Here is a 15,718-nt window from a genome sequence, read left to right as displayed (position 1 = left end):
TTCATGCACTCTCACTGGCTGCTGAGGTTTGATCTGCATCGCCTCATCCTTGCGCTGGCCGTCATTGGCGTGCTGGCTACCTTTGGCAACAGCTTTTACGCCATCTATCAGGCACAAAGACAACTGCTCATCGACAGCACCCTGGAAGCAAACCGGGTCTATGCCACCAAGCTCGCCGCCTCCACCGAGACCATGCTGCGCTCGGCCCAGGGACAGCTGGCCTATGGCGCGGCCCGGCTCGCCCCCTTGCTGCAGGGCAACGACCTCCATGGACTCGAGGAGGTGGCGGGCCAGTTGCGCCAGCAGACCAACACCTTCAACTCGGTGGCCATCGTGAACACCGACTCCGTCATCGTCGCCGTCTCTCCCGAGGCATTGCATGTGAAAGGGGTCAAGCTCACCTCGGCCAATGCGAGCCGGACCCTGGCAAGCCAGCAGCCCCTCATCGCGGATCCTCTGGTCTCCCTCACTGGCAACTACCTCATCAGCCTCTCCCACCCCATCTTCTCGGCAGACAAGCGCTACCTCGGCTATGTCGCCGGCACCATCTATCTGGAGTCCGCCAGCGTGCTCTCCAGCCTGCTGGGGCAGCACTACTACCAGGATGGTTCTTATCTTTATGTGGTGGACCGCCAGCGCACCCTCATCTACCACCCGAACCCGGAGCGCATCGGCCAGAGGATTGGCAAGAACCGGGTGGTGGATGCGGTGCTCAAGGGGCAGGATGGCGCGCAAAGCGTGCTCAACTCCCGGGGCAGCGAGATGCTGGCAGGCTTTGCCCCGGTGGCGGACGCAGGCTGGGGGGTGGTGGCCCAGCGCCCCCGCAGCGCCACCCTAGCCGGTCTGGATGAACAGATGCTGGAGATCCTCAAGGGGATGATCCCGGTCACCCTCTTCATTCTCTTCGTCATCTGGCTCTCGGCCACCATCATCGCCAGGCCCTTGCGGCAACTGGCCAACCGGGCCGGGCTCATGGATCAGCAGGGGGCCGCCACCAGCATCTCGGGGATCCGTGCCTGGTATTTCGAAGCAGCCCAGTTGAAGCAGGCCATCCTCAAGGGGCTGGGGCTGCTCAACACCAAGATCGACAAACTGCACACCGACAGCCACACCGATCCCATGACGGGCCTGTTCAACCGCCGGGCCATGCAGCAGATGCTGGACGAGTACGAGGTCGAGCGTCAGCCCCTGACGGTGATTGCCCTGGACATCGATCACTTCAAGGCCATCAACGACCGCTTTGGTCACGACGTGGGGGATGCCGTCATCGTCTCCCTCGCCACCCTGATGCAGCAGGATCTGCGTTCCGATGCCGCCTTGTGTCGAAGCGGCGGCGAAGAGTTCCTGCTGCTGCTGCCCGGGGTCTCCCTTGCACAGGCGCAGAAGATCGCCGAGCGCCTGCGTACCCGGGTGGCGAGCCACGACATGGAGGTAGCTGGCCACATCACCATCTCCCTCGGCGTCGCCCACTGGGGAGCGGATGCCACCAGCATCGCCGCCGTGCTCAAGGAGGCGGACAAGGCGCTTTATGATGCCAAGAGCCAGGGCCGAAACTGCGTGGTGGTGGCCCTGGGCTGATCGGCCCAGGCTTTGCCGGACACCGTTCGGCAATAAAAAAACCCCTGCCATGGCAGGGGTCGGACGGTATCCATGTCAGGGGATCAGAGCGTGACGGCCAGGCTCTCGACCAAAGCAGTGCTCGGGGTCACCAGTACGGGCACCGATTTGGAGGTGGGGGTGAAAGAGCCCTCCCCTATGCTCTCGATGGCCACCAGGGGGTTGGTCTCGGGGTAGTAGGCGGCGATGTTGCCTTTCGGGATCTCGTAGAAGATGACGCTAAAGCCCCGCACCACCCGCTCGCGCCCATCGTTGCAAACCGCACTCATGTCCACCCGCTGCTCCTCGGCGAGCCCCAGCCTCCTGGCATCCTCCTCGTTCATGAAGACCACGTTGCGTCGCCCCTTGATGCCGCGATAGCGGTCATCCATGCCATAGATGGTGGTGTTGTACTGATCGTGGGAGCGCAGGCTCTGAAGCAGCAGCACGGGCTGGTCCACCATCTGCTCTGCGTGGCTGGTGCACTCGGGCAGGATGGAGTCCGGCAAACGGCTCGCCCTGAATTCGGCGCGCCCGCTCGCGGTGTTCCAGCGCAGCAGGGCGGCGCTGTTCTCCAGATGGAAACCGCAGGGCTCCTCGATGCGGCGGTTGAAGTCGCCAAAGTCCGCGATGGTCTCCTCGATGAGATCCCGCAGCAGCCCGTAGTCATCCCGCAGCGCCAGCCAGTCCACCCTATCGCTGCCAAGCGTTGCCTCGGCCATGCGGGCCACGATGTCTATCTCGGAGAGACAGAGCGGCGAGACCGGCTCGTTCATCCCGGTGGAGGCGTGCACCATGCTGAAGGTGTCCTCCACGGTGATCTTCTGCACCCCGGAGCGCTGCTGATCGAGCTCGGTACGGCCCAGGCAGGGGAGGATCAGGGCATCTTTTGACACCATGAGGTGGCTGCGGTTGAGCTTGGTGCTGATCTGCACGTTGAGCTCGCTCCTTCGCATCGCTTCATAGGTGAACTCGGTATCCGGCGCGGCGGCTGCCAGGTTGCCCCCAAGGCAGATGAGCACCTTGCTCTTGCCGCCATGAAGGGCTTTGAGGGCCTCGTAGACGTTGTGCCCCGGCGTGCGCTTGAAGCCCACCGGGAAGCGGCGCTCCAGGCGATCAAGGAAGGCGGCATTGGGTTTCTCGTTGATCCCCATGGTGCGGTTGCCCTGCACGTTGCTGTGACCGCGCACCGGACAGAGTCCGGCCCCCGGCTTGCCAATCTGGCCGCACATCAGGTGCAGGTTGACGATTTCGCGAATGGTGTCGACCGAATGTTTGTGCTGGGTGATCCCCATGGCCCAGCAGCTGATCACGCTCTCGCTGCTTGCGAAGATCTGCGCCGCCCGTGTGATCGCCTCCCGACCGAGGCCGGATTGCGCCTCGATCTGCGTCCACTCCGTGGCCTTCACCTGGGCCAGGTAGTCGTCAAAGTGCGCGGTGTGCTGCTCGATGAAGGCGAGATCGATGCGCCCACCCTCCTCTTCCAGGATGTATTTCGCCATGCCGCGGATGGCTGCCATGTCACCGCCAAGTTTTGGCGTGAGGTACTGGTGGCTGATGGTGGTGGCCGCCGGGGTCAGTAGCTCCGCCGGGCTCTGGGGGCTCGCGAAGCGCTCGAGGGCCACCTCTTTGAGGTTGTTGAAGGTGACGATCTGGCACCCCTGGCGCGCCGCCTTGCGCAGGGCGTTCATCATGCGCGGGTGGTTGGTACCCGGGTTCTGGCCAAAGACGAAGATGGCTTTGGCGGCGTCGAAATCATCGAGCACCACGGTGCCCTTGCCCACCCCGACGGACTGGATGAGCCCCACCCCGCTCGCCTCGTGGCACATGTTGGAGCAGTCGGGGAAGTTGTTGGTGCCATAGAGGCGGCCAAACAGCTGATAGAGGTAGGAGGCTTCGTTGCTGGCGCGTCCCGAGGTGTAGAACTCCACCTCGTCGGGGCTGGCCAGGCTCTTGAGTTTGTCGGCGATGAGGGCAAACGCCTGATCCCAGCTAACCGGCTCGTAGTGATCGGTGGCCGGGTTGTAGCGCAGGGGCTCGGTCAGTCGCCCCTGGTATTCGAGCCAGTAGTCGCTCTGGGTGGCGAGGCGACGCACCGAATGCTCGGCGAAGAAATCAGTCCCCACCGTCTTGCCGGTGGATTCCCAGGCCACCGCCTTGGCGCCGTTCTCGCAAAACTGGAAGGCCCCCTGCTTGTTGTCACCCCAGGCGCAGCCGGGACAGTCAAAGCCGTCGGTCTGGTTGACCCGCAGCAGGTTCTTGATGTTCTGGCGGGTCTTCTGGCTGCGCAGCACCTGCTTGAAGGTGGACTGCAGGGAGGAAAAGCCGCCGGCCTTGGCCGGTTTCTCAATATGACTGGACATGGGAATCTCCAACGTGATCCTGGGCGCGGGGGCTGGCATAGCAGACCGGGGCATCGGATCGGGGCACATGGATCAGGGTCAGGTTGTACTTCAGGGCCAGTCGCACCGCGAGCTGGCTGGGGGAAGCAAGGCTGATGAGGTGAGCGGCACCAAATTGCACCGCCTTGTGAATGAGTTCGCTGCCGCAGCGACTGGTGATCACCAGGGTGGCGGCCTGCACCGGCTGGCGCAGCTGCATGCCGATGAGCTTGTCCAGGGCGTTGTGCCGCCCTATGTCCTCCCGGCAGGCCAGGATCTCGCCGCGATCATCCAGCGCCAGGGCGGCATGAAGGGCGCCGCTCTGGCGGGCCTTGCTCTGCCAGGGGACGATGCGCTCCCGCAGATCCTGCAAAGAGGCGGTGTCGAAGGGGGCGCCCGGGGTCAGCGGGGTGAGCACGGGCAACGCATGTTCGATGGCCTCCACGCCGCAGATGCCACAGCCGCTGGCACCGGCCAGGCGGCGCTTGCGCTGGCCAAGCATTGCCAGACAGCGGTTGGCGATGGTGACATCGAGCACGATGCCGTGCTCGGACGGGGTGCTCTGGATATCGTGCACATCATGGTTGCCCCCGATGATCCCCTCGCCAAACAGAAAACCGATGGCGAAATCGTCGAGATCGTCCGGGGTGGCCATCATGACGGCATGGTTGATGCCGTTGATGTTGACGGACACGGCCACCTCCTCCACCAGCTCATCCAGACTGGGCAACCGTGAATTGAAAGGGATCATGCGAGACGCTTATAAGCTGTATTCGGGCCTCAAGTTTAGATAAGCCGCCGCGCCAAAACCAATGAAACAAATCTATTCACCAATAGATAACTTCTATTGCCATCGGGATGTCGATTGATTAAATTTGTCGCTCATTGCCTTTGCCTGCTGCCATTACCACGATGAATATCAAGCAGTTGCACTATTTCTACGAGCTGGCCCAGCACCGTCACTTCGCCAAGGCGGCCAAGGCTTGCTTCATCACCCAGCCGACCCTGTCGGCCAGCATCACCGCTCTGGAGAAGTCACTTGGCACCGAACTGGTGGTGCGCAACAGCCAGTTCGTGGCCCTGACCCAGGCGGGGGAAGTGGTGCTGCACCACGCCGAGCGGATGCTTCAGGAACAGGATGCCATGCGCCAGGAGCTCAGCCTCTTTCGGGGCGGGCTGTCGGGTGCGCTGCGCATCGGCGTCGTGCCCCAGTCGAGCATCGACATCATGCCGCTGCTCAAGGGGTTCAATGACGCCTACCCCAAGGTGGGCCTGCACCTCTGCGTGATGACCCATGCCACCCTGATGGAGCAGCTGGATCTGCATCGCATCGACATCGGGCTCGGCTTTGACGAGTTGCTCACCGAGCATCAGCGCCGGGCCCTCGACGTCCAGCTTCGCCACCCCAACCCCATGGCCCTGCTGGGCCCCCTGCCTGCCCACTGCGCCCCGACCGGGCCGCTGACCCTGGCGGACCTGCAAGATCTCCCTCTGATCCTGCCAAGCACCACCATGCAGTTTCGCCGCTACCTGGACGAGGCCGCCGCCCGCCAGCAGATCAGCCTGCGGGTGGTGCTGGAGACCGACTCCCTGTTCCATCTGGTCAACGGGGTGAGCCACGGCCTGGGCTGCGCCGTGGTCAGCGCCGGCATCGCCGCCACCGCCCAGCAGCTCTTCAAACTGCCCTGCCATCCCTTGAGCGATGCGAGCGCAGGCACCATCGCCTTCATCACCCGAAAACACAGTGTCACCCCCGCCATGAAGGCGTTTCTCGGTCTGCTGAAGGCGTGAATCTCCCCGCAGGGCTACGAGGCTCAGCGCGAGTACCGCCCTTCTCCGGCTGGCCTGCGCTGACCAAGAAAAAACGCCCCTGAGGGCGTTTTTTCTTTATTAGGGAACAGGACAGCTGGCCGGCGATCCCTGGTCGCGAGGCCAGAGGGTGCTGCCATCCGTCTCGGAGAGGGGCAGGAATGTCAGCCCCTCGCTCATGTTGACGGGCGGGAGATCGTCCTCCAGCACGTACATCCCCATGGGCAAGGCGCCCGAGGGCCGGTTCGCCTCCACCTGAGCGGCGGCGAGCGTCGAGTAGCGCAGACCCAGCAGATCGAAGTGGCTGCGCCAGTCCAGGCCGGTGAGCCTGCCGAGGGCGACCAGCATGAAGTCGTTGCCCGGTATGTCTCGCACCTGTTTGCCGCCATAGACCCCATGCCCCTGGAAGGGGAAGAGGCCAAAGCCGAGCCTGTCCCTGTTGGCATTCCAGTCGTTCTCGTTGTCGGCAACGGCGCCGAAGATCCGTGAATGCTGGTAGAGCAGGGTGAAGATATTGAAGCCGTTGCTCAGGCGGGTGCCGTCCGCCAGCCTCATACCGTGGGCACGCAGCGCCATCTGGATATAAAACGCCATGCGATAACCATTGTTCACCGCATAGGCATTGCTCCGCCAGGGCGCCTCGTAGCGACTCTCCCCCGCATCCAGCACCTTGCAGTTGGCCCCCAGCACCACCCGGTTGCCGCTCTTGTCCGTCACCCCGGCCGCGTCGGACATGAAGGCATAGAACAGATCCTTGTGATTCATGTGACCATCTTTGATGGGCGCGCTGTTGCCATCGCGCAGATAGTGGGCCTGCCACTTCACCACATAGGGGAAGATGTTGTTGGAGTTCTCCCCGGCGCGGCTGCCATAGCCGCGCCAGTTGTCCGTATCGCTGGCGGCGGCATAGTGCACATTCAGGCGCTGGGTTTGCAGATTGTGCCCCAGCTCGTGATTGTCCAGCCAACCGGTCGGGCTGATGCTGCCGGAAGAGTCCCAGGGGTTGCCGCTGCAGCCGACCCCGCAATGGGCATTCTGGTCGTAGTTGGCATGCTGGATGATGGTGCGGGTATGCAGTGACTCATCGAGACACAGCTCCCCCAGCAGCGCGACACAGGCGCGCCGGACCTCGCCTGGCAGCGACTCCTCCAGGCGCTTGCCCTGGATCTTGAAGCCCGCCAGGGTATAGACGCTGTTGATATGATCCCGGGAGATGCTCTCCAGCAGGGCATCGGTGTCGGCAATGGCCCCCCCGATGGCCCCGGTGAAGCGATCCCGGCGCAGATGCTGCTCGGCGCCATCGGCCCTGAGATCGACATGGGGCAGCTCGGTCTGCTCCAGCCGCTCGTTGAAGTCCCGGATCTGCTGCTCGTCACTGAAGTCCAGGATGGCCGGATGGCGGGTCACGCCGGTGGCGGTCACCTCCACTTGCAGCGCCCCGGCTCCCCCCTCCAGGTGGAGATAGACAGGGCCCCCATAGGGCGAGGTGAAGCTGACGCTGCCGCCCTTGTTCAGGGGAAGCCGCCCGCTGGCCAGCTCCAGCGGCGCCCGATAGACCTTCTGTTCATAGGCCCGGTTGGTGTTGGGTCTGTGGTAATTGAGCCGAACGGTAGCGGAAACATCCTCAGTATCCGTGCGACTCAGGGTGATACGCTGCCCCGGCAGGGCATACCAGCCCGTCGAGGTCCACTGCCCGGAATAGGGCACCGAGATGCGGCGGCTGTCGCTGATGACGGCGGGATAGGCGTAATGGGCCTGATCTCCCTTGAACACCTGGCTACGATCGACGACGTACTCCCCCAGATCGGGCTGGGCCGGGTTGCGAACACGGGCATAGCTCACCAGCCAGTCGGCAAACATCGCCCGCTGCCAGGCCTGATGCTCGTCCCAGGCGATGGGGTAATCGATGGCGACGCGGTATTTGTCGGCCAGCAGCAGGCTGGCCGGCAACAGCGCCAGGCCGCCGCGGGAGAAGGGGCTGATCCCCGCCTTGTCCAGGGTGATGACGGCATTCCTGAGCCAGTCGGCGCCATTCTTGAACTGCACATTGAACTCATCGACGCCGCCGCAGTTGAGGAAGTTGCCGCTGCAGGCATCCAGCCATTGGGTGCTGAAATACCCCTCCTTGAGGTTGCTCAGCAGCGTATCGACCGCCATCAGCTGGGGATCTGGCGCCATGATGGTGCTCGCCGCCAGATTGCTGACCTTGAGCTTCGACCAGTAGTTGCCCCAGGTCACCAGCCCCATCTCCAGATAGAGGGGCGCCAGCAGGGGGCTCGCCTCTCGCCGGTAGTTGGAGAGCAGCAACGGGATCCCGGCGGCCTTCGCCTTGGCGATGGCCTGGGCTATGCCCTGGTATCCCAGCCCCTGGCGATCGAGGTCGCTTATCACGATGAGATCCGGCGCCATGCGGTCGATGCAGGCGTCGAGGGCCTGATAATCGCACTCATCGGCCTGGTTGATGCTGTGGGCGTCAGGATACATGGCCTTGAGCCAGTCCCGGATCCCCTCGTTATGGGGGAAATACCAGCTGTCGGCGCGACTCGGCACCTGGGCGGTCAGGATGCGAAGGCCATCGTCATCACTGTCCCTCCCCCGGGTCAGCCAGCCGATCAGCCCCTTGAGCAGCGCCTCGCTCTGGGGGGTGCGATCCACCGCAAACAGGTTCGCCCCCATGGCTGCCCGGCGATACTCATCCTGCTCGGAGACCATCACCAGGCCGCGGATCTCGCTCTCCCCCTTGCCATTGATGTTGGAGGGAAGCAGGGTCAGGGTGTTTTCGGGCTGGAAGCTGGAGAAGGTGATGGAGTCGTGGCTCGGGTTCCAGCTGATGGCCCCCAGCCCCTGATAGAGGGTGCGAACCAGCTCGGTGCGACGCGCCTCGCTGTCGGCGATGGCGCCACGGGCATGGGCGATGAGCTCAACGTCGCTGGCGAGGGCGTGATCCTCACGGGCAATGGCATGGGCGGCATGCTTGATAAAGCGCGCCGACACCTGGCAATCGGCGCCCATGGGGCCCGTGATGTAGTCGTGCCCCTGCAGGGTGCCGTCACAGCCCTCTATGCGCTCCAGCACGAAGCCGGCGTCGGGCGCGACGGTGAAACGCCCCCGCTCACCGGCGCTCAGGCGCAGGCTGACCGGGCTCAGCCGCCCACCCTGGCTGCTCTGGGTGGTGGCCTCGAAATAGACGGGGGCCGTCTCCTGAGTGAAGCTCGCCGAGATCTGGCAATCGCCGCGCATGGGGCCCGTGGTATAGGTGAGGCCGTCCAGCGTCCCCTCACAACCCGCAATCTGCGCCAACACATAGCCGGCGTCGGGTGCTACGGTGAAACTGCCCTGCTCACCGGCGCTCAGGCGCAGGCTGGCCGGGCTCAACTGCCCACCCTGGGTGCTCTGGGTGGACGCCTCGAAATAGGTTGTTATCGTGGGGGGAATGGCATCGTCTTTCCCGCCTTCTCCCCCCCCGCATCCATTCATGGCAAAGGCCAGCAAGGGTGTGAGAATGACTCTTCTCATCTTCTATCCTCCTCTCTACCAGGCTGTTTGGGGCGGGCAGTGTAGGGGGCGTGCGGCGTAATTTCAACCCTGAACGAATCCCATTTTAAGCTCCGATTAGCCGGGATCGCCTTCCCTCGCCTGGCGGCACTTCACTCCCCCGGGCAGTCGACCCCGCAAGAGAATGGCAGTCCCTTCCATAGAGGGCCAGACACTCTGGCTTGTGGAATAAATATGCAGAAAAATCAGCATAATCCGCGCGCCATATATGAACTTGTCTGCTGTTTGTATGAAGCATCATGCTGCCGAAAATTTTCTGTGAGCCACCTCCCGCCGTTTAATTTAAGAGCCTATAACCTTGACCCGTACAATAAAAACCTGACGTGTTCCGGTTTATTTCACCATGCATCACAAAGGAGTGTCATATGTATAAAAAAGTGAAACTGGCGAGCATTATCAGCACCCTTATTCTCTCGGCCACTGCATATTCTGCAGAGATGACCGTGGGCTTCTCGCAAATTGGTTCTGAATCCGGGTGGCGAGCTGCAGAAACATCGGTCGCCAAGAGCGAAGCCCAAAAACGCGGCATCATCCTGAAAATTGCCGATGCCCAGCAGAAGCAGGAGAACCAGATCAAGGCCATTCGCTCCTTTATTGCCCAGGGGGTGGATGCCATCTTTATTGCCCCCGTGGTACAAACTGGCTGGGAGCCGGTACTGCAGGAGGCGAAAGAGGCCGAGATCCCGGTCTTCCTGCTGGATCGCAATATCACGGTAAAAGATGACGGTCTCTTCATGACCGGGGTCGCCGCCGACAGCGTCCACGAAGGGGAAGTGGCAGCCCAGTGGCTCATCAAGCAGCAGGATGGCAAACCGTGCAACGTGGTGGAATTGCAGGGCACAGTGGGTGCCAGCGTGGCGCTGGATCGCAAGAAGGGCTTCCTCGACACCGTCTCGGCCGTGCCCACCATCAAGATCATCCGCACCCAGTCCGGCGACTTCACCCGCAGCAAGGGCAAGGAGGTGATGGAGAGCTTCATCAAGGCGGAAAATAGCGGCAAGAATATTTGCGCCGTCTACGCCCATAACGATGACATGGCCATCGGCGCCATCCAGGCCATTAAAGAGGCCGGGCTGAAACCGGGCAAGGATATCAAGATCATCTCCATCGATGGCGTGCCGGATATTTTCAAGGCGATGATCGCAGGCGAAGCCAATGCCTCGGTGGAGCTCACGCCGAATATGGCGGGACCGGCCTTCGATGCCCTGCTGGCCTATAAGAAAGATGGCACCCTGCCCCCCAAACATATCAGGACGGAGTCCAAACTGTTTGAGCCCGGGAGTGCCGAGGCGCAGCTCGAGCTGAAAAAAGACATGGGTTATTAATCCCGCTCCCCCGCCAGACTGTCACATAGCGCGCCATATAAGTGATTGAACTTGTATGGCGCGCTATATCGGAGAGCCAATGTTCATGTCAGAGAACACTCACGATGTCGTATTGAATGCCCGCGGAATATGCAAGGCGTTTCCCGGAGTACGGGCCCTGCATCAGGTGGACTTCTCCCTGCGCCGGGGAGAGATCATGGCGCTGCTCGGCGAGAACGGGGCCGGCAAGTCCACGTTGATCAAGACCCTCACCGGTGTCTATCAGCGAGACGCCGGCCGTATCGAACTCGATGGCGTCCCCATCTCCCCCACGGACACCGCCCATGCCCAGCGTCTGGGGATAGGCACCGTCTATCAGGAGGTCAACCTGCTGCCGAACATGTCGGTGGCGGACAACCTCTTCATCGGCCACGAGCCACGCCGTTTCGGCTTCATCGACCGGGGCGCCATGACCCGGCAGGCCAGCGCCATCATGGCCAGCCACGGCTTCGAGATGGATGTCACCCTGCCCCTCGACCACTACTCGGTCGCCATGCAGCAGATCGTGGCCATCGCCCGGGCGGTGTCACTCTCCGCCAGGATCCTGATCCTGGACGAGCCCACCGCGAGCCTGGATGCCAGCGAAGTCCAGATGCTCTTCTCCCTCATGACACGCCTGCGGGATCAGGGGGTGAGCCTCATCTTCATCACCCATTTTCTCGATCAGGTCTACGCCATCAGCGATCGCATCACAGTGCTGCGCAACGGCGAGCTGGTCGGCACCCGCGACACCCAGGCACTGCCACAACTGGAGCTGGTCAAGATGATGCTGGGACGCGAGCTGGACGACAATGCCCTCAAGCGGGCGGGCAAGACACTGCGCAGCAACCAGCCCATGGTGTCGTTCAGGGACTATGGCAAGCGGGGAGTCATCGCCCCCTTCAGTCTCGACGTCATGCCCGGGGAGATAGTGGGCCTCGCCGGCCTGCTCGGGTCCGGTCGTACCGAGACCGCCGAGCTGATGTTCGGCATAGTGCCGAGCGACAGCGGCGAGTGCCGGGTGCGGGACAAACCGGTGACCATCCGCTCTGCACGCCAGGCGGCCGCCAACGGCTTTGGTTTCTGCCCGGAGGATCGCAAGAGCGCCGGCATCATCGCCTCGGCCTCGGTGCGGGAGAACATGGTGCTGGCCCTGCAAGCCCAGCGGGGCTGGTTGCATCCCCTGTCTCGCAAGGAACAGGACGAGATCACCGCCCGCCTCATCGAGCAGTTGGCCATCAAGACCCCAGGACCAGAGCAGCCCATCCAGTTTCTCTCCGGGGGCAACCAGCAAAAAGTGCTGCTCGCCCGCTGGCTGCTCACCAAACCCCAGTTCCTGATCCTGGACGAGCCTACCCGGGGCATCGACGTGGGGGCCCACGCCGAGATCATCCGCCTCATCGAATCCCTCTGCGCCAACGGGCTGGCCCTGCTGGTCATCTCCTCCGAGCTCGAGGAGCTGGTGGGCTATGCCGATCGGGTGATCGTCCTTCGTGACAGAAAACAGGTGGCAGAGCTTGCGACGGACGCCCTGAGCGTCCCTGCCATCATGAACGCCATTGCATGTGAGGCCTGATATGACGTCATCCACTCTTCCCCTCTCCAAGGGGGCCAGCCGCCCCCGCCGGCCCTGGCCCACGGGCTCGGCCCAGTGCGCCGCCCTGGTGTGCGTGCTGCTCATCAATGCCCTGGTCGCCGACAACTTCTTCGCCATCCACATCCAGGATGGGCGGCTGTTTGGCAGCCTCATCGACATCCTCAACCGCTGTGCCCCGGTGGCCCTGCTCTCCCTCGGCATGACGCTGGTGATCGCCACCGGCGGCATCGACCTGTCGGTGGGCGCCGTCATGGCCATCAGCGGGGCCACCATGGCCAGCCTGGCCACCGGCGGTCACAGCCTGCCGGTCATCTTCGCCGCCGTCATCGGGGTGGGCCTTCTGTGCGGCCTGTGGAACGGCCTGCTGGTGGCGGTGTTCAAGATCCAGCCCATCGTCGCCACCCTGATCCTCATGGTGGCGGGCCGGGGCATCGCCCAGCTCATCACCGAGGGGCAGATCATCACCTTCAACAACGACGCCCTCGCCTGGATCGGCAGCGGCTCCCTCTTCTATCTGCCCACCCCGGTCATCATCACCCTGGGCATGGCGCTGCTGCTCTGGCTGCTGACCAAGCGCACCGCCCTCGGCCTCTTCATCGAAGCGGTGGGGATCAACATCAAGGCCGCCAAGAACGCCGGGCTCAACACCCCCATGGTGGTGATCGCCACCTACCTGTTGAGCGGCATGATGGCCGCCGTCGCCGGCATGATAGTCGCCGCCGACATCCGGGGTGCCGATGCCAACAACGCCGGGCTCTGGCTCGAGATGGACGCCATTCTGGCGGTGGTGATAGGAGGCACCTCCCTGATGGGGGGGCGCTTCAACCTCGCCCTCTCCCTGATCGGCATACTGATCATCCAGGGGGTGAACACCGGGATCCTGCTCTCCGGCTACCAGCCCCAGTGGAACCAGATCGTCAAAGCCCTGGTGGTACTGGCGGTGCTGGTCATGCAGTCACCGACCCTCAACCACCTCTTCCAGCGAGGGACTCGCCATGTTTAAACGCAACCTCCCCCTGATGGTGACCATCATGGTCTTCGTGCTGGGCTATCTGCTCTGCCTGGCCTCCTTCCCTGCCTTCATGTCCACCCGCATCATCTGCAATATCCTGACGGACAACGCGTTTCTGGGAATAGTGGCGGTGGGCATGACCTTCGTCATCCTCTCGGGGGGCATCGACCTGTCGGTGGGGGCCGTCATCGCCTTCACCGGCGTGCTGCTGGCAACCCTCATCGGGAAGCTGGGGGTCAGCCCCGTGCTGGCCATCCCCCTTGTGCTGGTGCTCGGAGCAGGCTTTGGCGCCCTCATGGGCTGGCTCATCGACACCCTGAAGATCCCCGCCTTCATCATCACCCTGGCGGGCATGTTCTTCCTGCGGGGGGCCAGTTTTCTCATCTCCGAGCAGTCCCTGCCCATCGATCATCCCACCTTCACCTACCTGTCGAGCCTGTCGTGGAAGATACCGGGGGGCGGTCGCCTGAGCCTGCTGGCCCTCATCATGCTGGCGGTGGTGGTCTTCGGCATCCTGCTCGCCAACCGCACCCGCTTTGGCAACAACGTTTACGCCATCGGCGGCAACGCCACCTCGGCAGCCCTGATGGGGATCTCGGTGCGCCACACCACCATTCGCATCTACCTGCTCTCCACCACCCTGGCGACCCTCGCAGGCATCGTGTTCGCGCTCTATACCTCGGCGGGCTATCCGCTCGCCGCCGTCGGGGTGGAGCTCGATGCCATCGCCGCCGTGGTGATCGGCGGCACTCTGCTGAGCGGCGGGGTGGGCACCGTCTTCGGTTCCCTGTTCGGGGTGCTGATCCAGGGGTTGATCCAGACCTACATCAACTTCGACGGCACCCTCAGCTCCTGGTGGACCAAGATCATCATCGGCCTGCTGCTGTTCAGCTTCATCGCCCTGCAGCGCCTGCTGATCCTGGTCTCGGAGCACCGCAAGGCCAACAAGCCAGGTCCTTTCAAGCGCCAGGTTGCCGCCCAGCCCGAGTGAGGTATCAGCAAGACCCCGGTGGCAGAAGATAACGGGGGCAAGGCGCTCCCGTGCGCCCTCCCCGCCCGGTCATTGCTGGCCCGGCACAGAGGATGGGGAGGCAGCGGGGGCGCTCACAGGGCCCGGCCCCAACCTCCCGCACGCCCCTTTGAGGGGTGACACCGTCTTTGGAGGGCACTCAGGTCAATCGCGCCACCAGGGGCTGCCCTCATGGGGGCTCAGCACCTCCAGAGGCTCCCCCATGACAGGCGTGGTCAGGGGGATCTGTTGCTCGGCAGCCAGTCGGGCAATCTGCTCAAGCGGGTCGTTCCAGCGGTGCATGGCCAGATCGAAGGTGCCGTTGTGCACCGGATAGAGCCATTTCCCCCCAAGATCGTGAAACGCCTGCGCCGTCTGCGCCGGGAGCATGTGCACCAGCTCCCAGCGCTTGTCGTAGGCCCCGGTCTCGAGGAAGGTCACGTCGAACGGACCGTAGCGCCTGCCAATCTCCTTGAAACCGTCGAAGTAGCCGCTGTCACCGCTGAAGAAGAGGTTGACCCCCTCGCCGCGAATGACCCAGGAGGCCCAGAGGGTCTGGTTGCCGTCCCCGAGGCCACGGCCGGAGAAATGCTGGGCCGGGGTCGCTACCAGGGTGACACCGCCCACTCGGGTCTGCTGCCACCAGTCCAGTTCGCGGATCTTCTCCTTCGCAATTCCCCAGGCCATGAGGCGCGCCCCCACCCCGAGGGGCGTGATGAAGTGGCCGACCTTCTCCTGCAGCGCCAGTATTGCCCCGTGATCGAGATGGTCGTAGTGATCGTGGGAGAGGATCACCCCCTCGATGGGGGGCAGCGCTTCCAGGGTGATGGGCGGCTGATGCCAGCGCTTGGGGCCGAACCACTGCACCGGTGAGGCCCGCTCGCTGAACACGGGATCCGTCAGCCAGAACGTGCCCTGCAACTTGAGCAGCAGAGTGGAGTGGCCGAAGCGCCACACGCTGTTGTCCGGCGCCGCGATGAGCCCCTCCCGGGTCATGACCTGTACCGGAATGGCGCGATCCGGCACCGTGCCCTCAGGCTTGGCGAACAGGAAGTCCCACCAGAGCCTGGCCCCTTCCCAGAGGCTTCGCGCCTGGGGTGTCACGGCATTGTTGAACCGGCCCCCCTGATATTGCGAGGAGTCCGGGTGTTCGGGCAGGCCCGGTTTGAGTAGAGATGCGATCATGCCAATCATCAGGGCTCCTTTGAGCAACCACAGAAAACGGCGCCCCTCAGGGGCGCGAAAAGAGGCTGACGGGGTCTGCATTCATGCCACGCCTGTCAGCCTGGTCTCTGGTGAGTCGAGAGCAGCCCCTGCACGGGGCCTCACCATCCATAAAACAGAACGGGAGAGTCGCACGGTATGAAACCGGTTCCCGGCGTCTCCAGTAACGGCAAGATATCCTGCCCGGGCTCC

10 protein-coding genes are annotated in these 15,718 nt (G+C 63.3%); 6 read left to right on the top strand and 4 right to left on the bottom strand.

Features of this window, described 5'->3' with window-relative positions:
• Positions 1-3 precede the first annotated feature (3 nt).
• Positions 4-1,578 carry a sensor domain-containing diguanylate cyclase gene (locus ACVDHI_RS06405; protein WP_045524796.1) on the top strand — a complete coding sequence of 525 codons (1,575 nt, stop codon included), beginning with the start codon at positions 4-6 and terminating at the stop codon, positions 1,576-1,578.
• Between the two features lie 83 nt (positions 1,579-1,661).
• Here ACVDHI_RS06405 and ACVDHI_RS06400 read toward each other — a convergent pair whose 3' ends face one another.
• Positions 1,662-3,959 (bottom strand): FdhF/YdeP family oxidoreductase, encoded by a 2,298-nt coding sequence (locus ACVDHI_RS06400; RefSeq protein ID WP_447211862.1) that lies wholly within the window; start codon positions 3,957-3,959, stop codon positions 1,662-1,664.
• On the bottom strand, positions 3,943-4,728 hold the full coding sequence (gene fdhD / locus ACVDHI_RS06395; RefSeq protein ID WP_029314473.1) for a formate dehydrogenase accessory sulfurtransferase FdhD: 786 nt from the start codon (positions 4,726-4,728) through the stop codon (positions 3,943-3,945). The genes ACVDHI_RS06400 and fdhD overlap by 17 nt, the downstream gene beginning before the upstream one ends.
• Positions 4,729-4,889: 161 nt before the next feature.
• Between fdhD and ACVDHI_RS06390 the strand changes: the two genes are divergently transcribed.
• A complete protein-coding gene (locus tag ACVDHI_RS06390; RefSeq protein ID WP_319884263.1) occupies positions 4,890-5,768 on the top strand; it encodes a LysR family transcriptional regulator in 879 nt (292 codons plus the stop codon).
• 99 nt (positions 5,769-5,867) lie between these two features.
• Here the strand turns inward: ACVDHI_RS06390 and ACVDHI_RS06385 are convergent, their stop codons facing one another.
• A complete protein-coding gene (locus tag ACVDHI_RS06385) occupies positions 5,868-9,302 on the bottom strand; it encodes an ImpA family metalloprotease (RefSeq protein ID WP_447211861.1) in 3,435 nt (1,144 codons plus the stop codon).
• Between the two features lie 404 nt (positions 9,303-9,706).
• Here ACVDHI_RS06385 and ytfQ point away from each other — a divergent pair, with 404 nt between their 5' ends.
• From ytfQ to yjfF, 4 genes are all read left to right on the top strand, one after another.
• Complete coding sequence (ytfQ, locus tag ACVDHI_RS06380) at positions 9,707-10,666, top strand: galactofuranose ABC transporter, galactofuranose-binding protein YtfQ (protein WP_039039073.1); 960 nt, start codon at positions 9,707-9,709, stop codon at positions 10,664-10,666.
• Positions 10,667-10,751: 85 nt separating this feature from the next.
• A complete protein-coding gene (gene ytfR, locus ACVDHI_RS06375; protein ID WP_039039167.1) occupies positions 10,752-12,260 on the top strand; it encodes a galactofuranose ABC transporter, ATP-binding protein YtfR in 1,509 nt (502 codons plus the stop codon).
• Between the two features lies 1 nt (position 12,261).
• A complete protein-coding gene (gene ytfT / locus ACVDHI_RS06370) occupies positions 12,262-13,284 on the top strand; it encodes a galactofuranose ABC transporter, ATP-binding protein YtfT (protein ID WP_042014766.1) in 1,023 nt (340 codons plus the stop codon).
• Positions 13,277-14,284, top strand: coding sequence for a galactofuranose ABC transporter, permease protein YjfF (yjfF, locus tag ACVDHI_RS06365; RefSeq protein WP_010674604.1), 1,008 nt, complete (start codon positions 13,277-13,279; stop codon positions 14,282-14,284). Before ytfT ends, yjfF begins: the two co-directional genes overlap by 8 nt.
• Positions 14,285-14,467: 183 nt before the next feature.
• Here yjfF and ACVDHI_RS06360 read toward each other — a convergent pair whose 3' ends face one another.
• The gene (locus ACVDHI_RS06360; protein WP_128345613.1) at positions 14,468-15,496 is read right to left on the bottom strand and encodes an MBL fold metallo-hydrolase; all 1,029 of its coding nucleotides are present in this window, start codon (positions 15,494-15,496) and stop codon (positions 14,468-14,470) included.
• Positions 15,497-15,718 lie beyond the last annotated feature (222 nt).

The sequence above is a fragment of the Aeromonas sp. 25-248 genome, assembly GCF_053005425.1.
This window is presented reverse-complemented; position numbering and strand designations above follow the sequence as displayed.

Bases quoted from the DNA above. Each gene is read 5' to 3' on its own strand.
- ACVDHI_RS06405 (WP_045524796.1), top strand. From the start codon at position 4: ATGCACTCTCACTGGCTGCTGAGGTTTGATCTGCATCGCCTCATCCTT.
- ACVDHI_RS06400 (WP_447211862.1), bottom strand. From the start codon at position 3,959: ATGTCCAGTCATATTGAGAAACCGGCCAAGGCCGGCGGCTTTTCCTCC.
- fdhD (WP_029314473.1), bottom strand. From the start codon at position 4,728: ATGATCCCTTTCAATTCACGGTTGCCCAGTCTGGATGAGCTGGTGGAG.
- ACVDHI_RS06390 (WP_319884263.1), top strand. From the start codon at position 4,890: ATGAATATCAAGCAGTTGCACTATTTCTACGAGCTGGCCCAGCACCGT.
- ACVDHI_RS06385 (WP_447211861.1), bottom strand. From the start codon at position 9,302: ATGAGAAGAGTCATTCTCACACCCTTGCTGGCCTTTGCCATGAATGGA.
- ytfQ (WP_039039073.1), top strand. From the start codon at position 9,707: ATGTATAAAAAAGTGAAACTGGCGAGCATTATCAGCACCCTTATTCTC.
- ytfR (WP_039039167.1), top strand. From the start codon at position 10,752: ATGTCAGAGAACACTCACGATGTCGTATTGAATGCCCGCGGAATATGC.
- ytfT (WP_042014766.1), top strand. From the start codon at position 12,262: ATGACGTCATCCACTCTTCCCCTCTCCAAGGGGGCCAGCCGCCCCCGC.
- yjfF (WP_010674604.1), top strand. From the start codon at position 13,277: ATGTTTAAACGCAACCTCCCCCTGATGGTGACCATCATGGTCTTCGTG.
- ACVDHI_RS06360 (WP_128345613.1), bottom strand. From the start codon at position 15,496: ATGATTGGCATGATCGCATCTCTACTCAAACCGGGCCTGCCCGAACAC.